We start from the raw sequence: 18,791 nt of genomic DNA, 5'->3' as shown, positions 1-18,791 counted from the left end.
AGTGTGTATCTACTAACCAATTAGCGATAGATAACATTCAATCCATTAGTGAAATGAAAGCAAATAGTAAGGAACAGCTATGCTTGCCAATATAAAAAAAACAGCACTAGCAACAGCAATTATTGCAACTGCTACGACAGGTTTTGCATCAGTAGCAACAGCTGCAGAACGCAGCGAACTGACTATTCACCCGAAAGAGTACACAACATTCGTACGTAACTTTAACCCGTACCTTGGTGCTACTAACCTTCATACTACAACTGACTTCCTATACGAGCCGCTAGTAGTATTTAACGAAATGCACGGTAACACTCCTGTGTTCCGTCTAGCTGAAAACTTCAAAATGTCAGATGATCTGATGAGCGTTGTTTTCGACATTCGTAAGGGTGTTAAATGGTCTGATGGAGAAACTTTCTCTGCTGATGACGTTGTTTTTTCTTTCAACCTTGTAAAAGAGAAGCCAGAGCTTGACCAATCTGGTATCAACTCTTGGGTAACTTCTGTAGAAAAACTAAACGACAACCAAGTTAAGTTCAACCTAACAGAAGCAAACTCAAACGTACCTTACGAGATTGCTAAAGTACCTGTAGTACCTAAGCACATCTGGAAAGACGTTAAAGATCCATCAACGTTTACCAATGAAAACCCGGTAGGTTCTGGTCCATTTACAGAAATCGATACGTTTACAGCGCAACTATACATCCAGTGTGCAAACCCGAACTACTGGGATGCAGACAACCTAGATGTTGACTGTCTACGTGTTCCACAAATTGCTAACAACGACCAATTCCTAGGTAAAGTTGTAAACAGTGAAATGGACTGGACGTCTTCTTTCGTCCCAGATATCGACCGTACGTACGCGGCAGCTAGCCCTAAACACCACTACTGGTACCCGCCAGCAGGTACACAAGCATTCGTTGTTAACTTCAAGCACCCAGATGCTGCGAAGCATGAAGCATTAAGCAACGTTGAATTCCGTCGTGCCTTCTCTATGGCTCTTGACCGTCAAACTATCATCGACATCGCATTCTACGGTGGCGGTACAGTGAACGACTTCGCATCTGGCCTTGGCTACGCATTCGAAGCTTGGTCTGATGAAAAGACTCACAACAAGTACAAAGGCTTTAACACTTACAACGCTGAAGGCGCGAAGAAGCTTCTTGCTGACGCTGGCTTCAAAGATGTAAACAACGATGGTTTTGTTGATACTCCATCTGGTAAGTCTTTCGAACTAATGATCCAATCGCCAAACGGCTGGACTGACTTCAACAACACAGTTCAACTAGCGGTAGAACAGCTAAACGAAGTTGGCATCAAAGCGAAAGCTCGTACGCCAGACTTCTCTGTATACAACCAAGCAATGCTTGAAGGTACATACGACGTAGCATACACAAACTACTTCCACGGTGCGGATCCATACACGTACTGGAACAGTGCTTACAACTCATCACTACAATCTGGTGACGGTATGCCTCGTTTCGCTATGCACTTCTACAAAAACGAGAAACTAGATGGTCTTCTAAACAGCTTCTACAAAACAGCTGACAAGAACGAACAGCTAGACATTGCACACGGTATCCAGCAAATCATCGCTGCAGACCAAGTGACAATCCCTGTGATGTCTGGTGCTTACATGTACCAATACAACACAACTCGCTTCACTGGCTGGTGGAACGAAGAAAATCCAAAAGGCCGTCCAAACATTTGGGCTGGTATTCCAGAGCGTCTACTTCATGTACTGGACCTAAAACCAGTTAAATAAGTAATCGTTCAATCCTTGCGGCGTAATCTCTTACGCCGCTTATAAAAATCCCCACACTCTCAATTGAAAGTATGGCGCTCGTCGTCAGGGGATTTTTCGTTCCAAATTTCGCTAGGAGCGACCTGAATCCAGAAACAGGGAAACAATCTGGGTGAGTAAGGTGTGAGTTATGGGTTATTTTTTAAGACGTTTGTCATTTTATTTTGTCGCGCTATTAGTTGCAGCGACGTTAAACTTTATTATTCCAAGAGCAATGCCTGGTGACCCAGTTACCATGATGTTTGCGAACGCTTCTGTACAAGTTACTCCAGAACGTATTGCGGCAATGAAAGAGCTATTAGGTTTCGTTGATGGCGGCTTACTAGTTCAATACGCAGCGTACATGAAGAACATTCTTAGCTGGGAACTTGGTACATCAATTCAATTCTACCCTCTTTCTGTAAACTCATTGTTGGGTGGAGCATTCGGCTGGTCGCTGTTCTTAGCAGGTACCGCTGTAATTCTTTCTTTCTCTATCGGTTCAATCCTAGGTATTTTCGCGGCGTGGAAACGTGGCAGCAAATACGATGCCTTTGTAACGCCAGGAATGCTGATTCTACAAGCCGTTCCTCAAGTCGTTATCGCGATGATTGCACTATTTACCTTTGCAATCGGCTTGAAGTGGTTCCCAACGGGTTACGCTTACACCGCTGGTACTGTGCCTGATTGGACAAGCTGGGCATTCATCAAAGATGTTGCTTACCACGCTTTCTTACCACTGTTCTGTGCTTCAGTTGTTCAAATTGGTGGCTTCCTAGTCAACATGCGTAACAACATGATCAACCTACTTGCTGAAGACTACATCACTATGGCGAAAGGCAAAGGCCTGAGCGAAAACCGAGTGGTATTCAACTACGCAGCACGTAACGCAATGCTACCAAGTGTGACCGCACTTTCTATGTCGCTAGGTATGGCAATCGGTGGTCAGCTAATTATCGAAATCATCTTCAACTACCCAGGTCTTGGCAGCGTACTTTTCAACGCAATTAACGCTCGTGACTACCAAGTACTGCAAGGTCAGCTACTTATCATGACGCTATTCATGCTGTTCTTTAACTTGGTTGCAGACATGCTTTACGTAGTTCTTGACCCTCGTCTTCGTAAGGGTGGTAAATAATCATGAAAGACTTTCTAAAACTCATTTGGCGTAACCCGATGGCCCTAACAGGCGTCATCATCCTAAGCATCTTTGTTCTTGGCGCTCTTGCAGCTCCACTGATCACCAAACATGCACCAGACAAGCGTACAGGTAACCCACACGAGTACCCTGGCTTTGTTGTTAAGTCTGCACAAACTAGCCCTAACGGCTGGGTAGCACAAAACCTTGCAGACGACCGTCGCACACTGATTATGTCTAAAAAGGCTGACCACGTATTAGGTACGACTCGTATGGGCCGTGATGTTTGGTCACAAGTGGTATACGGCGCACGCGTATCACTCGCTGTAGGCTTCGGTGCTGGTCTAACAGTATGTTTACTAGCAACCGTTATCGGTGTTTCGGCAGGTTACTTCGGTGGTCGTGTCGATGACGTACTAACCGCTGCAATGAACATCATGCTGGTTATCCCTCAATACCCATTACTGTTCGTAGTAGCAGCTTTCATCGGTGAGGCAGGGCCACTCACAATAACCTTGGTTATCGGCTTTATGTCCTGGGCTTGGGGCGCCCGTGTTGTTCGTTCTCAAACTCTTGCACTGCGTGAAAAAGAGTTTGTTAAAGCAGCAGAAGTACTTGGTGAGTCTCCAATTCGCATCATCTTCGTTGAGATTCTGCCAAACCTTATCTCTATCGTAGGTGCAAGCTTCATCGGCTCAGTAATGTACGCAATCATGATGGAAGCAACCATCTCGTTCCTAGGTCTTGGTGACCCGAACACAATCAGCTGGGGCATCATGCTTTACAACGTTCAAACCTCTTCATCAATGCTGATTGGCGCTTGGTGGGAACTGTTGGCTCCTTGTATCGCACTGACAATGCTAGTAACAGGCCTTGCTCTGCTTAACTTCGCTGTCGATGAGATTGCTAACCCGCAACTACGTTCTCACAAAGGTATGAAGCGTTGGAAGAAGCTTGCAGCTCAAGACAAACAAGAACGCGAACCAGAACTACCACCACAAAATGCACTTTGGAGCGGAGATAAATAATCATGTCTGAACCACTAATTTCTATCCGCAACTTATGCGTGGATTACATCACAGAGTCAGGCGATGTGCGTGCGTGTAACAACGTTAGCTTCGATATCGCGCCAGGTGAAGTATTTGGTCTAGCCGGTGAATCTGGTTGTGGTAAATCAACCGTTGCTTTCTCGCTAATGCGTCTTCATAAGCCGCCAGCTTACATCAGTGGTGGTGAGGTTATCTTCAATGGTGAAAACATCCTTGAATACAGTGATGACCGTATGCAAGCGTTCCGTTGGAGTGAGATGTCGATGGTATTCCAGAGTGCGATGAACGCACTCAACCCAGTATTACCAATGGAAGAGCAGTTCTGTGACGTAATCATGCGTCACACTAACATGACTCGCGAGCAAGCTAAAAAACGCGCAGAAGGCCTACTGGAAATCGTAGATATCCACCCTAGCCGTTTGAGTGACTACCCTCACCAATTCTCTGGTGGTATGCGTCAACGCCTGGTTATTGCTATTGCGTTAGCACTGAATCCAAAACTGATCATCATGGATGAGCCAACAACAGCACTTGATGTGGTTGTACAACGCGAAATCCTACAAAAGATCTATGCACTAAAAGAAGAGTTTGGTTTCTCGATTCTGTTCATCACCCATGACTTGTCGTTGATGGTCGAGTTCTCTGACCGCATCGGCATCATGTACTCAGGTGAACTTATCGAAGTCGCTAACTCACAAGATATTCTAGAAAACCCTTACCACCCTTACACCAAAGGGCTGGGTAGTTCTTTCCCTCCATTAACAGGGCCAAAGACAAAACTAACCGGCATTCCAGGCAACCCTCTGAACTTATTAGAGATTCCTGAAGGGTGTCGCTTCCAAGCTCGTTGTGACCGTGTACATGAAACCTGTACTAAGGTGCCAACCAAGCTGCGCTCAATCGAGCCGGGACACTTGTCGAACTGCCACCTGTACGGTGACCCAATAGTACAAAGGAAGCTATAGCTTGCACGCTGACTCAGCGTGAATAACGAATAAGGCGGCTCCGTCCGCCAAAAAGCAAGCAAAGCGAATAAGGATTCTGGAGACAATTATGAGCAAAGATTTCGGTCAATTATTGGTAGAAGGTAAGAACGTCGTAAAAGACTTCCCAATAAGCAGTACCACAATTCAAACCCCAATGATGCGTGCGATTAACGACGTGTCATTCAAGATGTACAAAAGCCGCGGTCTAGCAGTCGTTGGTGAGTCTGGTTCAGGCAAATCAACCACAGCAAAAATGATCGCAAAAATGTACGCACCTTCGGGCGGCACCATTGAGTACAAAGGCCGTGATATTCAAGATATCTCAAGCCGTAAAGATCTGATGCAGTACCGTGAAGGTGTGCAAATGGTATGGCAAGACCCGTTTGGTTCTCTAAACCCAACACATAACATCTTCCACCATATCGCTCGACCACTGTTGATCCACAAGAAGGTGACTCCAGGCAACAAGAGAGAGCTAGAAGAGCGTGTATACGATCTTTTAGAACAAGTTGGCCTAATCCCACCAAAAGAGACAGCGAAAAAATATCCACACCAACTGTCTGGTGGCCAACGTCAGCGTGTCAACCTTGCACGTAACATCGCGGTAGGTGCAGAAGTCGTTCTTGCCGATGAGCCAACATCAATGCTCGACGTTTCGATTCGTGCCGGCGTTCTGAACTTGATGGAAGAGATGAAGTTTGAGAAGCAAATGTCTCTGCTTTACATCACCCACGATATCGCAACCGCGCGTTACATCGCTGAAGACCTATCAGTAATGTACGTGGGTCACATGGTTGAATGGGGCGATACCGATGACGTTATCGCTAACCCTCAACACCCTTACACCCAACTATTGGTTTCAGCGGTTCCAGATCCAAAGAAATCAATCCATGACCAATTGGCCGGCAACAAAGGTGAAATCCCGCTTTGGACGCCAGCATCTGTCGGCTGTCCATTCGCTGGCCGTTGTACTCATGCAATGGACAAGTGTAAAGAGCAACTTCCGGGCGTGACTCAATTAGCAGAGAACCACTTCGTTCGCTGTTACCTACACGAAAGCTAAACATTAAGACTGAGTTAGGGTCTGCGGGCCCTAACTACTTATATCCAAAACAATTCAGGTACCTAGCCACAAGAAACTAGGACCTTTGGAGAATATTGATGCTGTTATTGACCAACCATATTGGCTACGAATCTTCGGCTCCTAAGCAAGCTATTCTACAGACAAAAAAAGCGCGTTTATCAAGCTCCACTGTATTGCTCGTGTGTGCCGACAACCATATTACCGTGGGTAACTTCGACGTTGTAAAACAGGGTCGCGTAGCAAACTGGCATCAAGGGCAATTCTTCACGATCGACTTCAGCTCATTCACAGAGAGCGGCCGTTACTACCTGCGCTTTGACAACCTTCGTTCAGAAGTGTTTGAGATTGGTAATAACCTGCTAATGAACCACACATTTTCTGATGTGCTTCACTACTTTAAGTCTCAACGTTGTGGCGGCATTTTTGATAAAAAAGATCGTCAAGCCCAAATTCTTGGCACCGACCGATACGTTGATGTGCATGGTGGTTGGTACGACGCATCAGGCGATGTAAGTAAATACTTTAGTCACTTGTCTTATGGCAATTACCTAAACCCACAACAGATTCCAATGGTAGTTTGGAACATGCTTAAAAGCGTGCGCTTAACCAGCAACAACCCAGACTTCCCTAAATTCTCTATGACACGACTAACGGAAGAAGCGCTATTCGGTGCTGATTTCTTAGTACGTATGCAAGACGCGGCCGGCTACTTCTACATGACTGTATTCGACAAGTGGAGCAAAGATATCAACCAACGCGACATCTGCGCGTACTCCACTCAAGAAGGCCATAAATCAACAGACTTGCAAGCCGGCTACCGACAAGGAGCTGGTGTGGCTATCGCAGCACTTGCCGCAGCGTCTGAACTAGACATATCGGGTAGCTACTCGAGCCAAACCTATCTTGATACCGCGACCAAAGGTTACTGGCACCTAAAAGAATACAACTTACAGTACCTAAACGATGGTGAAGAGAACATCATCGATGAGTATTGCGCCCTACTCGCGGCCAATGAGCTTTACCGAGTAACACAAGACGAACAATACCTTTCAGAAGCCAGAACTTGGGCTACTAGATTGAGCGTCCGTCAGCAATCTGATGATTCATTTGAACACTTCTGGTCCGCTAATGCTGATGGCTCTCGCCCATACTTCCACGCCGCGGAAGCTGGGTTACCAGTGATAGCCCTGTGCGAATACATCAATAATGAAACTAACGCAGAGCTGAAAGAACAAGCTCGCACCGTTGTTGAACAAGCATGTCAGTTCGAAATCAACATCACCGACAAAGTCACCAACCCATTTGGCTACCCAAGACAGTACGTTAAGAATGTTGATGGTGAGAAGCGCGATGCATTCTTCGTCGCTCAGAAGAACGAAACCGGCTACTGGTGGCAAGGCGAAAACGCTCGCCTTGGTTCAATCGCAACCATGGCTTACCTCGTTCAACCACATATTAAAGATCGCGACTTGCAGGAACGCTTGATCCAGCTTTCACAGAACAGCCTCGACTGGATCTTAGGCCTCAACCCTTACCACATGTGCATGCTTGATGGTCACGGTCATAACAACCCTGACTACTTACCTCAGCTTGGTTTTTTCAATGCCAAAGGCGGTATCTGTAACGGCATTACCGCTGGCTTTGAAGATGATCAAGACATTGCGTTCAATCCACCAGCACAAAAAGATGACATGCTTCAAAACTGGCGCTGGGGCGAACAATGGATCCCTCACGGTGCATGGTTCCTATTGGCAACCGCTGCGCAATTCAATTACCTAGCACAACGTAAGGAGCAATAATCATGACGCTTTATTACGTAGGTATTGATGGTGGCGGCACCTCTTGTCGTGCTCGTATTCGCGATGACCAAGGCACACTCATTGGTGAAGCGAAAAGCGGCAGCGCTAACATCCTTTTGGGTGTTGATGTGGCGATGAGCTCAATTGTTGATGCTATTACTCAAGCGGCGCAGCAAGGGCAACTCGATTCAAGTCATTTTTCAAATATGCATGTCGGCCTGGCGCTGGCTGGTGCTGAGCAAAAGTCAGCATGGTTCGACTTCATGGCACAACCGCACCCTTTCGCCAGCATGACTTTAAACACAGACGCTTACGGCGCTTGCATTGGTGCTCACAATGGCCAAAACGGTGCCATCATGATAGGTGGAACAGGCTCATGCGGCATCTACCTACAAGATGGTGAGCAACATGTCGTTGGTGGTCGTGAGTTTCCAATTTCCGACCAAGGTGGTGGCGCGGTGATGGGTCTTCGTTTGATTCAACAAGTCCTGCTTGCAGAAGATGGCATTCGCAACAAGACACCACTGACTCAACACGTAATGAACCACTTTGGCAATGATGTTGATGCCATCGTCGAATGGTCAAAAGGCGCTATTCCTAAAGACTACGGTCAATTCTCACCAGTGATTTTTCAATTGGCTAACGAAGGCGATAAGCTCGCTATCGAGATGCTCAAGCAAACCGCCGCTGATATCGAAATGTTTGTACTAGCATTGCATCGCAAAGGTGCAGACAAGGTGTGCCTAATGGGAAGTATCGCAGAGCGCATTCTCAACTGGCTATCACCACCAGTACAACAATGGATCGTTGAACCTCAATTTGACGCTATCGAAGGCGCATTGATGTTTGCCGGAAAACCACAACACAACTTGTATCAACAGGCTTAGCAGGGAAGTTATATGAATTATCGCATCGACTTAGCTGTTCTTTCTGAACAAAAAAATAACTGCCGATTTGGCCTTACGGTACATAACTTAAGTGATCTTGACGTTACAGATTGGTCACTCCACTTTGCGTTTGACCGATTCATCCTTCCAGAGAGTCTGTCGCAAGGCGAATTAACTCAGGTAGGAAGCTTTTGTTCTTACCAGCCAAGTGCCACCGTGTTAAAAGCGAACAACCATTACTACCTAGAATTCAGTATTCAAAGCGCCCCATTCCGTTTCTATTCTGATGGTCTCAACGACGCCTTTATCCAAACGCATAACCACGGCAAAACCTCGGTACTGCCAGTAGCAATATCACCAATCGTGCTGGCTTCACCGTATCGTGAGCGCAGCCAAATCCCAGAAGTAGATGCGGCAGCGGTAGCACTGATCCCCCAACCCAATCAATTCGAGCTGAAACAAGGCAGCTTCGCACTGAACAAAGCGTGCAAAGTTGAAGTTCAGTCTCACCTGGCCGAGAAAGCCAGTGCTTGGCTACAACAAGAATTACTGACTACGTTTGAGCTAGCGGTTTCAACAGAACTATCAGCAGAAGCTAGTGGAGATATTCTATTTCGCAGTAACCCGACTTTAGATGAAGCCGAGTACAAGCTAAAGATCACAGCAGAGCAAGTGGTCGTAGAGTCCGGCAGTCAATCTGGCTTCACGCATGCCGTCGCCAGCTTAATCCAATTGGTTCAACAACAAGATGCTGAACACTTCTCTGTGCCATGCTGCAAAATCGCCGATCAACCTCGTTTCAAATACCGCGGCATGATGTTGGATTGCGCACGTCACTTCCACTCTGTGGAGCAAGTGAAGCGTTTAATCAACCAACTCGCACACTACAAATTCAACGTTTTTCATTGGCACCTAACCGATGATGAAGGTTGGAGAATTGAGATTAAGCGACTACCTCAGCTAACAGAAATTGGGGCTTGGCGTGGTCCTGATCATGCATTAGAACCGCAATATACCCACATTGCAGAGAATTATGGTGGCTTCTACACACAACAACAGATTCGCGAAGTTATTGAATTCGCAGAGCAGCGCAGCATCACGGTGATCCCTGAGATCGATATCCCGGGACACTGCCGCGCCGCGATCAAATCACTGCCTGACATGTTGGTAGAGCAAGCGGACACCACTCAATACAAGAGCATTCAGCACTACAACGACAATGTACTAAACCCAGGTTTATCGGGTACTTATCAGTTCTTAGATATCGTTATTGAAGAAGTAGCAGAACTCTTCCCGAGTGAATTAATTCACATGGGCGCAGACGAAGTGCCACCTGGAGTGTGGACGAACAGCCCTGCTGCTCAAGCACTGATGAAAGAACATCAATACCAAGACAGCAAAGATCTACAAGGCCACCTGTTCCGCTATGCCGAGAACAAACTTAAGCAGCTAGGCAAGCGCATGGTGGGCTGGGAAGAAGCACAGCACGGCGACAAAGTGAGTAAAGAGACCATCATCTACTCTTGGCTCAGCGAAGAAGCCGCCGTGAACTGTGCTCGCCAAGGCTTTGATGTGGTTCTGCAACCCGCACAATTTACTTATCTCGACATGACCCAAGATTATGCCCCGGAAGAGCCGGGCGTAGATTGGGCTGCCGTTATTCCATTAGAACAAGCTTATACCTACGAAGCGCTTGCTGAGATATCCGACACCGACCCAATTCGTAAGCGGATCCGCGGAATTCAGTGTGCTCTATGGTGTGAGATCGTCACCAACCAAAAGCGCATGGATTACATGGTATTCCCAAGAATTAGCGCTTTAGCTGAAGGATGTTGGACACATAAAAACAACCGAAACTGGCTAGATTATCTATCTCGCCTGAAGGGGCACTTGCCGCTACTCGACAGACTCAATGTTGATTACCGCAACCCTTGGAAAGCTGAAGAAAACAAACCACAGCACACTCCCACCGAGTGATTGCTGACTCAAATTAAGGTGCTCAGTCCAATAAAACTCAGCATCACTATTTAAAAATTAGCTGCATAGATGCAGTTTGTTAAAAAGGAAATGACAATGAAATACGGCTATTTCGATAACGACAATCGCGAATACGTCATCACTCGCCCTGATGTACCTGCACCTTGGACTAACTACCTAGGTACTGAAAAGTTTTGTACTGTAATTTCGCACAATGCGGGCGGTTACTCGTTCTACAATTCTCCGGAATACAACCGTGTTACTAAGTTCCGTCCGAACGGCACCTTTGACCGTCCAGGACACTATGTTTACCTGCGTGATGATGAGACGGGTGACTACTGGTCTATCTCTTGGCAGCCAGTGGCAAAGAGCCTAGATGAAGCAAACTACGAAGTTCGTCATGGCCTTTCGTACTCAAAATTCAAATGTGAATACAGCGGCATTACCGCAACCAAAACGCTATTCGTTCCTAAGGGCGAAGATGCAGAAGTTTGGGACGTTGTACTAAAGAACAACACGGATAAGCCACGTACTATCAGCACATTCTCATTTGTAGAGTTCTCGTTCAGTCATATTCAATCAGACAACCAAAACCACCAGATGTCTCTGTACTCTGCGGGCACGTCTTACCAAGAAGGTGTGTTGGAATACGATCTGTACTACAACACTAACGACTTTGAAGGCTTCTACTACCTAGCATCCACATTCTCACCAGATAGCTACGACGGCCAACGTGACAACTTCCTTGGCATGTACCGCGATGAAGCTAACCCAATTGCAGTTGAAAATGGTAAATGTTCAAACAGCGCTCAAACCTGTTACAACCACTGTGGTTCTCTGCATAAGCAATTCACCATTCAACCGGGTGAAGAAGTTCGTTTTGCTTACGTACTAGGTATCGGCAAAGGCAACGGTGAACGCCTACGTGAGAAATACCAAGACACTGCAAACGTAGATGCTGCGTTCCAAGGCATCAAAGATCACTGGGACGAGCGTTGTAACAAGTTCCAAGTTAAGTCTCCAAACGAAGGCTTAGACACCATGATCAACACCTGGACACTATACCAAGCAGAAACTTGTGTGGTTTGGTCGCGCTTTGCATCATTCATTGAAGTGGGCGGCCGTACTGGTCTTGGCTACCGTGATACCGCGCAGGACGCTATTTCAGTACCTCACGCTAACCCAGCAATGACTCGTAAACGTATCGTTGACCTACTACGCGGCCAAGTTAAAGCGGGCTACGGTCTACACCTATTCGATCCAGACTGGTTCGATCCAGAGAAAGCGGATGTTAAGCCTTCGAAGTCACCAACAGTAGTACCGACTCCATCAGATGACGACAAGATCCACGGCATCGAAGATACATGTTCTGATGATCACCTATGGATCGTTCCGACCATCATCAAATACGTGATGGAAACCGGTGAACATGACTTCTTTGACGAGGTAATTCCTTACGCAGACGGCGGTGAAGCGACAGTCTACGAACACATGAAAGCAGCACTGAACTTCTCTGCTGAGTACGTTGGTCAAACAGGTATCTGTAAAGGGCTACGTGCTGACTGGAATGACTGTTTGAACCTAGGTGGCGGTGAATCTTCAATGGTTTCATTCCTACACTTCTGGGCTCTGCAAGAATTCTTAGACCTTGCCAAGTTCCGTAATAACGATGCTGACGTTGCGAAATACACAGAAATGGCAGCGAACGTACGTGAAGCGTGTGAAACACACCTTTGGGATGACGAAGGCGGTTGGTACATTCGTGGTCTAACCAAAAATGGCGACAAGATCGGTACTGCTCAACAAGCAGAAGGTCGTGTACACCTTGAGTCAAACACACTAGCCGTTCTGTCTGGTGCAGTTTCTCAAGAGCGTGGTGAGAAAGCGATGAATGCAGTCGATGAGAACCTATTCTCTGAATACGGCCTGCACCTAAACTCTCCATCATTCGCGACACCAAACGATGACATCGGCTTCGTCACTCGCGTTTACCAAGGCGTAAAAGAGAATGGCGCAATCTTCTCTCACCCGAACCCATGGGCTTGGGTAGCAGAAGCGAAACTTGGTCGTGGTGACCGTGCAATGAAATTCTACGATGCACTTAACCCATACAACCAAAACGACATGATTGAAACACGTTACGCAGAACCATACTCGTACGTGCAGTTCATCATGGGTAAAGACCACCAAGACCACGGCCGTGCAAATCACCCATGGTTAACCGGTACCTCTGGTTGGGCTTACTTTGCGGTAACCAACTTCATTCTTGGCGTTCGTACTGGCTTTGAAGGCTTAACCGTAGATCCTTGTATCCCAACAGATTGGCCAGAGTTTGAAGTGACTCGTCAATGGCGCGGTGCGACATACAACATCACGGTACAGAACCCGAATGCAGTAAGCAAAGGGGTTGCCTCTATCACTATCAACGGTGAGTCAGTAGAAGGTGCAATCCCAGTTCAAGCAGAAGGCAGCGTGAACGATGTTGTCGTTGTTCTAGGCTAGTCACGCTACTTAACCAACCACTCTTGCCTCAAGCCTATTGGGTTTGAGGCAAAGAGACTAAAAGGATTTTCTAATGATTAAATTTGGTACAGGTGGCTGGCGCGCTTTCATTGGTGAAGAGTTCACCAGAGAGAACGTTCGCCTTGTGGCACAAGCACTGGCAAACATCATCAACAATGAAGATGCAGCTAAAAACGGATTTGTGATCGGTTATGACCGTCGCTTCCTTTCCGATAAAGCTGCATGTTGGTTTGCTGAAGTATTAGCCGCTAACAACATCAAAGTCAGCTTCATCGATAAGTTTGTTCCAACCCCTATCGTAATGTTCCAAGCAAAAGAGATGGGCTGCACCTACTCGGCATGTATTACCGCTTCTCATAACCCAGCGGATTACAACGGTATCAAGGTATTTATTGAAGGTGGTCGTGATGCTGATGAGATCATCACAGAGAAGATCGAACAGCAAATCGCAACTCTAACCAACGAAGACGTTATCCGTGTCGACTTCGAACAAGCGTTGAACGACAAAGAGATCGAAATCATCAACCCAATGAACGACTTTGTTGATTCGATCATTAACTTCATCGATATCGAGTCAATCAAGAAAGCAAACCTGCGCGTACTAATTGACCCTATGTTTGGTGTAGCGAAGAACGCTCTGCAAACAGTTCTTATCAATGGTCGTTGTGATGTCGACGTGATCAACGATGGTAAAAACCCCGATTTTGGTGGATTGATGCCATCACCAAGCGCAGCTACGCTCTATCGCTTGAAGCACTTGGTTGCCGCTGAAGGCTATGACATCGGTATTGGTACCGATGGCGATGCCGACCGCTTAGGTATTATCGATGAGAAAGGTAGCTTCATTCACCCTAACGAAGTGCTACTACTGCTTTACTACTACTTATTGGAATACAAGGGCTGGAAAGGATCGGTAGTTCGTAATATCGCAACCACTCATCTACTCGATAAAGTGGCGGCCGATCATGGCGAAAAGAGCTTTGAGGTTCCAGTAGGCTTTAAGCATATCAGCTCGCAAATGGAAGCCGACGACTCTCTGATTGGTGGTGAAAGTTCCGGTGGTTTAACCATTCGCGGCCACATCAAAGGTAAAGATGGTGTGTTCGCATCTAGCCTACTGGTTGAGATGATCAGTGTAACGGGTAAGAAATTGTCTGAATTGCTTGATGAGATCTACTCGAAGTATGGCTATGCCTACACCGCCGAAGGCGATTGCAAGTTCAAACCTTCAGAAAAAGAAGCGCTCTACACCAAGATCTACGTAGAGAAACAACTGCCTGAGTTTGAGTATGAGATTGAAAAAGTCAGCTATGAAGATGGTGCCAAGGTGTACTTTAAGAATGGCGGCTGGGTTATTGCTCGTTTCTCAGGAACAGAGCCTTTACTGCGAATCTTCGCTGAAATGGAAGATAAAGAGACTGCAGAACGTGTTCTTCAAAAAGTGAAAGACTTCCTCTCTCTATAGGCTTATAGAGTGCAGCAGTTTTGTATGGGACTTAACAAACCACTGCCTTGTTAAAGCCTATAGGTGAAGAACTCTTGCCCAGTACTTTGGTGAAAGTACTGGGCTTTTTTATGCCTGAGTTTCAGCTCTGCAACTAAGCCAAATTAAAATGCCAACACCCCTTTGGTGTCTACCTTCACGGTTACAGGCATGCCAACCTCTAGCGCTTCCGACGAAGTCGCCAGTAGCTTTTGACCATTGGCTTCAATCACATAACGACAATGGTCGCCCATGAATTGCTGCTCCAATACCGACAAGTTACTGTCAGTATCGTGACTCGCGACAATGTGTTGAGGTCGTAGTAACAGTGCACACTCAGAGCCAACATCAATTTCCGTTTGCGCTTTTGCTTCCACCAAGCCCAAGCTGGTTTCGAATTCATTATCTGAAATACGCTGAGCATTTAAGTAGCTGCCACCACCTAAGAAATCCGCCACAAACTTGCTTGATGGGTGGAAGTACAACTCAGATGCTGAACCATATTGTTCAATCACACCATGGTTCATTACGGCCATTTTATCCGCAAAGGCAAACGCCTCTTCACGACTGTGAGTAACAAAAATAGCGGTTACGCCCTGCTTCTTAAATATCTTGCGGATCTGAGAAATCAATTCGTGACGAACTTGGGTATCGATGTTCGAGAACGGTTCATCAAGTAACAGTAGATCAGGCTTGTAAGCCAAAGAGCGAGCAATAGCGACACGTTGCTGCTGTCCACCAGACAACTGATGAGGATAACGCTCACCATATTGATCAAGGTGAACCAACTCTAGCATCTCCTTCACTTTTGCTTTCTTGTCTTGCTCAGACATATCACGAAGGCCAAATGCTACGTTCTGATTGACGGTCAGATGCGGAAACAGCGCATAGTCTTGGAAGATCATGCCGATGTTACGTTGCTCTGGTGGTAACCAGTTCTTACCGTCATCAATAGTCTGACAGTTCAGATTCATTACCCCATGACTCAACGGAAGTAATCCAGCAATCGCTTTTAGTAAGGTTGTTTTACCACAGCCACTAGCGCCAAGCAGACATACGATCTCGCCATGCTCAACTTCAAGAGAAAGCGACTCGAGCACCGTTTGAGACTCATACTTACAAGTCAGATCTTTAATAGATAATGCACAGCTCATTAGTTTTTTTGCTCCAAAGAACGGTTGACGATGATCAATGGGATTAGACCCACAAGTACAAGTAACACAGCAGGCATCGCAGCCAGCTCTAGATGCTCGTCTGAGGCATAGTTGTAAACATAGGTTGCTAGGGTTTCAAAGTTAAACGGACGCAACAGCAGCGCAGCATTCAACTCTTTCATCGATTCGATAAACACCAATAGTCCAGCAATCAAAGCGCCACGCTTGATCAGAGGTAAGTGCACTCGGCGTAACATCTGGTTGGTGTTACAACCCATAGTCTTTGAAGCCATATCCAAAGACGGTGACACTTTGCTTAGGCTACTTTCCACACTGCCGATAGCAACTGCAGAAAAACGCACAACCATCGCGAAAATAAGCGCAAACATAGAACCAGAGAAGATCAATCCAGGGCGTCCCCACTCCATCATTTTCGCGATGTCGTTGACTAGGTGATCCATAAACAACACTGGCACCATCACACCAATCGCCAATACCGTTCCCGGCACCGCATAGCCCATAGAGGATAAGCGCATAAAGGCGAGGTTGTGTTTCGCAGGATTAACACGTTGGTTAAAGTTAACGATAAGTGCAATCGCCACGCCGATTAAGGCGGCAAGTATCGACACATTCAAACTGTTGAGTGCGTACTCTCGGAATTCAGCAGTCCAGCTTTGTGCAAAATACTTATAGGCGTAAATCAGTAACTGCCCCAGAGGGAATATGAATGCTGCACAGACTAGCCCCCAACACCAAAACAGCGCTAGCCACTTTTTCCAGCCTTCTAAGTTGTAGCGGAAATCTTCTCGGCTACTGAACTGGTTTTGAAACAGTTTTTGCTTACGACGACTGTAACGTTCCGAACTTAAAAGTAGTATCACGATAATCAGCATAATAGCTGAGATCTTAGCAGCAGCAGTCAAGCTAGAGTACCCAAGCCAAGTGTCATATACCGCAGTGGTTAGTGTGTTAACCGCAAAGTAGCTCACCGTACCAAAGTCACCAATGGTTTCCATAGCAACGAGCGATAAGCCAACCGCCATCGAAGGGCGGACTAAAGGCAAAGAGATACGTCTGAAGCTCTCCCATGGAGAACATTTCAGGAGTCGCGCGGATTGCAATAGAGAAACGTTCTGCTCCATGAACGCAGCACGACAAAGCAGGTAAACGTAAGGGTACAGCACTAAAGAGAGGACGATGATAGCGCCAGTTAAGGTTCTAATATCCGGGAACCAATATTCTCCTGGTCCCCAACCCGTTAGGTCACGAAGCAAAATTTGTACTGGGCCAGCGAAATCGAACCAATCAGTGAAAATGTATCCAACGATATAACCCGGCATAGCCAGTGGCAGAACCAAAGCCCACTGCAACACCTTCTCACCAGGGATACGACACATCGCCATAATCCAAGCAGAAGGGATACCAAATAGCAGCGATAAGAACATAGTTCCTATCACTAAAACGACAGTGTTATATGCGTAAGTCGGCATCACCGTGGACATCAAATGAGAGAAAAGCTCATCTGTCTCACCCACAGCGGTGGTGAATATCGCTAAGATCGGAAAAACCAGTAGTGCAGCAATCACCCCACTACTGGTGTTCCATAAATAATTCTTTTCTTTCATCGCCTAATTACAACGAGGCTTAATGAAACACAAATGCAGTTGCAAATACATCTCATGCCCTTTTAGTGGTGGGGGTTATTTATACCCATATACTGTAATGACTTCAAGGAGCTGAGCTAATAACTCTCTAGTTCCATCAAGAGCTTTGTTTCAAAAAGTGACTTAACTAAAAACAAAACAACCTCAAGCACCAAAAACGGCAACTTGAGGTTGTTAAATCTAATATTGGCCGAAGCCTATATTAATAATTACAGGTCGAATTTAACTTCGTCTAGAAGCTTGATTGCAGCTTCGTGGTGATCTGCGATTTCGTCTAGAGAAATTGTATCTGCTTTGAATTCACCCCAAGAAGCAACTAGCTCAGAAGGTTTAACGTCAGCTTTAACTGGGTATTCGTAGTTTACTTCTGCGTACATGCCTTGTGCTGTGTTACCAGATAGGAATTCCATTAGCTTAACTGCGTTCTCTTTGTTTGGAGAGTACTTAGCCATTGCCATACCAGAGATGTTTACGTGAGTACCAGTCGTCTCTTGGTTAGGGAAGTTGATGTAAACAGCGTCAGCCCAAGCTTTTTGCTCTTTATCGTTAACCATCTTACCTAGGTAGTAGCTGTTACCAAGAGAAACGTCACATAGACCTTCTTTGATAGCTTTAACTTGTGCACGGTCGTTACCTTGAGGCTTACGAGCTAGGTTTGCTTTAACGCCTTCTAGCCACTCTTTAGTTTCTGCTTCACCTTTATGAGCAATCATAGAAGATACTAGAGAAACGTTGTATGGGTGCTTACCGCTACGAGTACAGATTTTGCCTTTGAATTCAGGCTTAGCTAGGTCTGCGTATGTGAAGTCTTCACCTAGACGGCCAACACGGTCACGTGAAGAGTAAACGCTACGAGTACGAGTTGTTAGAGCAAACCACTCGTTGTCTGTATCTTGGTATTGAGCAGGGATGTTCTTTTCTAGAACGTCGCTGTTTACCGCTTGAACTAAACCTTTTTCAGTTAGCTCAGATAGACGGCTGATATCAACAGTTAATACCACGTCTGCAGGGCTGTATTCGCCCTCTTGAGCTAGCTTCTCTGCTAAACCTTTCTTAGCAAACTTAACATTCACCTCGATACCTGTCTCTTTAGTGAACTCATCGAACATTGGCTCAACAAGGAAAGGTTGACGGTAAGAGTATACGTTTACTTCTTCTGCAGCCATTGCTGCTGGTGCGATAGTGCTGCACGCAATAGCTGAAAGAGTTAGCAGTTTTTTCATGATTCAATCCTTTTTTGCATAGAAATGATAATATTTATCAGTTG

General features: G+C 46.2%; 13 protein-coding genes. 10 read left to right on the top strand and 3 right to left on the bottom strand.

Features of this window, described 5'->3' with window-relative positions:
* Positions 1-79 precede the first annotated feature (79 nt).
* The 10 genes from L0991_00650 (at position 80) to L0991_00605 (ending at position 14,688) form a co-directional block, all read left to right on the top strand.
* Positions 80-1,762: an ABC transporter substrate-binding protein gene (locus tag L0991_00650; GenBank protein ID XGB62594.1), complete on the top strand. Its 1,683-nt coding sequence runs from the start codon at positions 80-82 to the stop codon at positions 1,760-1,762.
* 169 nt (positions 1,763-1,931) lie between these two features.
* Entirely contained in the window at positions 1,932-2,918 is a 987-nt protein-coding gene (locus L0991_00645) for an ABC transporter permease (GenBank protein ID XGB62593.1), read from the top strand.
* Positions 2,919-2,920: 2 nt separating this feature from the next.
* Positions 2,921-3,946 (top strand): ABC transporter permease, encoded by a 1,026-nt coding sequence (locus L0991_00640; GenBank protein XGB62592.1) that lies wholly within the window; start codon positions 2,921-2,923, stop codon positions 3,944-3,946.
* Between the two features lie 2 nt (positions 3,947-3,948).
* Positions 3,949-4,932 carry an ABC transporter ATP-binding protein gene (locus tag L0991_00635; GenBank protein XGB62591.1) on the top strand — a complete coding sequence of 328 codons (984 nt, stop codon included), beginning with the start codon at positions 3,949-3,951 and terminating at the stop codon, positions 4,930-4,932.
* An 88-nt stretch (positions 4,933-5,020) separates the two neighbouring features.
* Entirely contained in the window at positions 5,021-6,016 is a 996-nt protein-coding gene (locus tag L0991_00630) for an ABC transporter ATP-binding protein (protein XGB62590.1), read from the top strand.
* 98 nt (positions 6,017-6,114) lie between these two features.
* A complete protein-coding gene (locus L0991_00625; protein ID XGB62589.1) occupies positions 6,115-7,836 on the top strand; it encodes a glycoside hydrolase family 9 protein in 1,722 nt (573 codons plus the stop codon).
* Positions 7,837-7,838: 2 nt separating this feature from the next.
* Positions 7,839-8,723, top strand: coding sequence for an N-acetylglucosamine kinase (locus tag L0991_00620; protein XGB62588.1), 885 nt, complete (start codon positions 7,839-7,841; stop codon positions 8,721-8,723).
* Positions 8,724-8,735: 12 nt separating this feature from the next.
* Positions 8,736-10,700 (top strand): family 20 glycosylhydrolase, encoded by a 1,965-nt coding sequence (locus L0991_00615; protein XGB62587.1) that lies wholly within the window; start codon positions 8,736-8,738, stop codon positions 10,698-10,700.
* A gap of 96 nt (positions 10,701-10,796) precedes the next feature.
* The gene (locus L0991_00610; protein XGB62586.1) at positions 10,797-13,202 is read left to right on the top strand and encodes a N,N'-diacetylchitobiose phosphorylase; all 2,406 of its coding nucleotides are present in this window, start codon (positions 10,797-10,799) and stop codon (positions 13,200-13,202) included.
* Between the two features lie 73 nt (positions 13,203-13,275).
* Positions 13,276-14,688 (top strand): phosphoglucomutase/phosphomannomutase family protein, encoded by a 1,413-nt coding sequence (locus tag L0991_00605; protein XGB62585.1) that lies wholly within the window; start codon positions 13,276-13,278, stop codon positions 14,686-14,688.
* A 143-nt stretch (positions 14,689-14,831) separates the two neighbouring features.
* Here L0991_00605 and L0991_00600 read toward each other — a convergent pair whose 3' ends face one another.
* The 3 genes from L0991_00600 to L0991_00590 form a co-directional block, all read right to left on the bottom strand.
* The gene (locus L0991_00600; GenBank protein ID XGB62584.1) at positions 14,832-15,860 is read right to left on the bottom strand and encodes an ABC transporter ATP-binding protein; all 1,029 of its coding nucleotides are present in this window, start codon (positions 15,858-15,860) and stop codon (positions 14,832-14,834) included.
* Positions 15,860-17,485 (bottom strand): iron ABC transporter permease, encoded by a 1,626-nt coding sequence (locus L0991_00595; protein XGB62583.1) that lies wholly within the window; start codon positions 17,483-17,485, stop codon positions 15,860-15,862. The genes L0991_00600 and L0991_00595 overlap by 1 nt, the downstream gene beginning before the upstream one ends.
* Positions 17,486-17,733: 248 nt before the next feature.
* Entirely contained in the window at positions 17,734-18,747 is a 1,014-nt protein-coding gene (locus L0991_00590) for a Fe(3+) ABC transporter substrate-binding protein (GenBank protein ID XGB62582.1), read from the bottom strand.
* Positions 18,748-18,791 lie beyond the last annotated feature (44 nt).

This window comes from Vibrio chagasii, from assembly GCA_041879415.1.
In the GTDB taxonomy this organism is placed as follows: Bacteria; Pseudomonadota; Gammaproteobacteria; order Enterobacterales; family Vibrionaceae; genus Vibrio.
The sequence above is the reverse complement of the archived record's forward strand: the minus strand, read 5'-3'. Positions and strand labels throughout refer to the sequence as shown.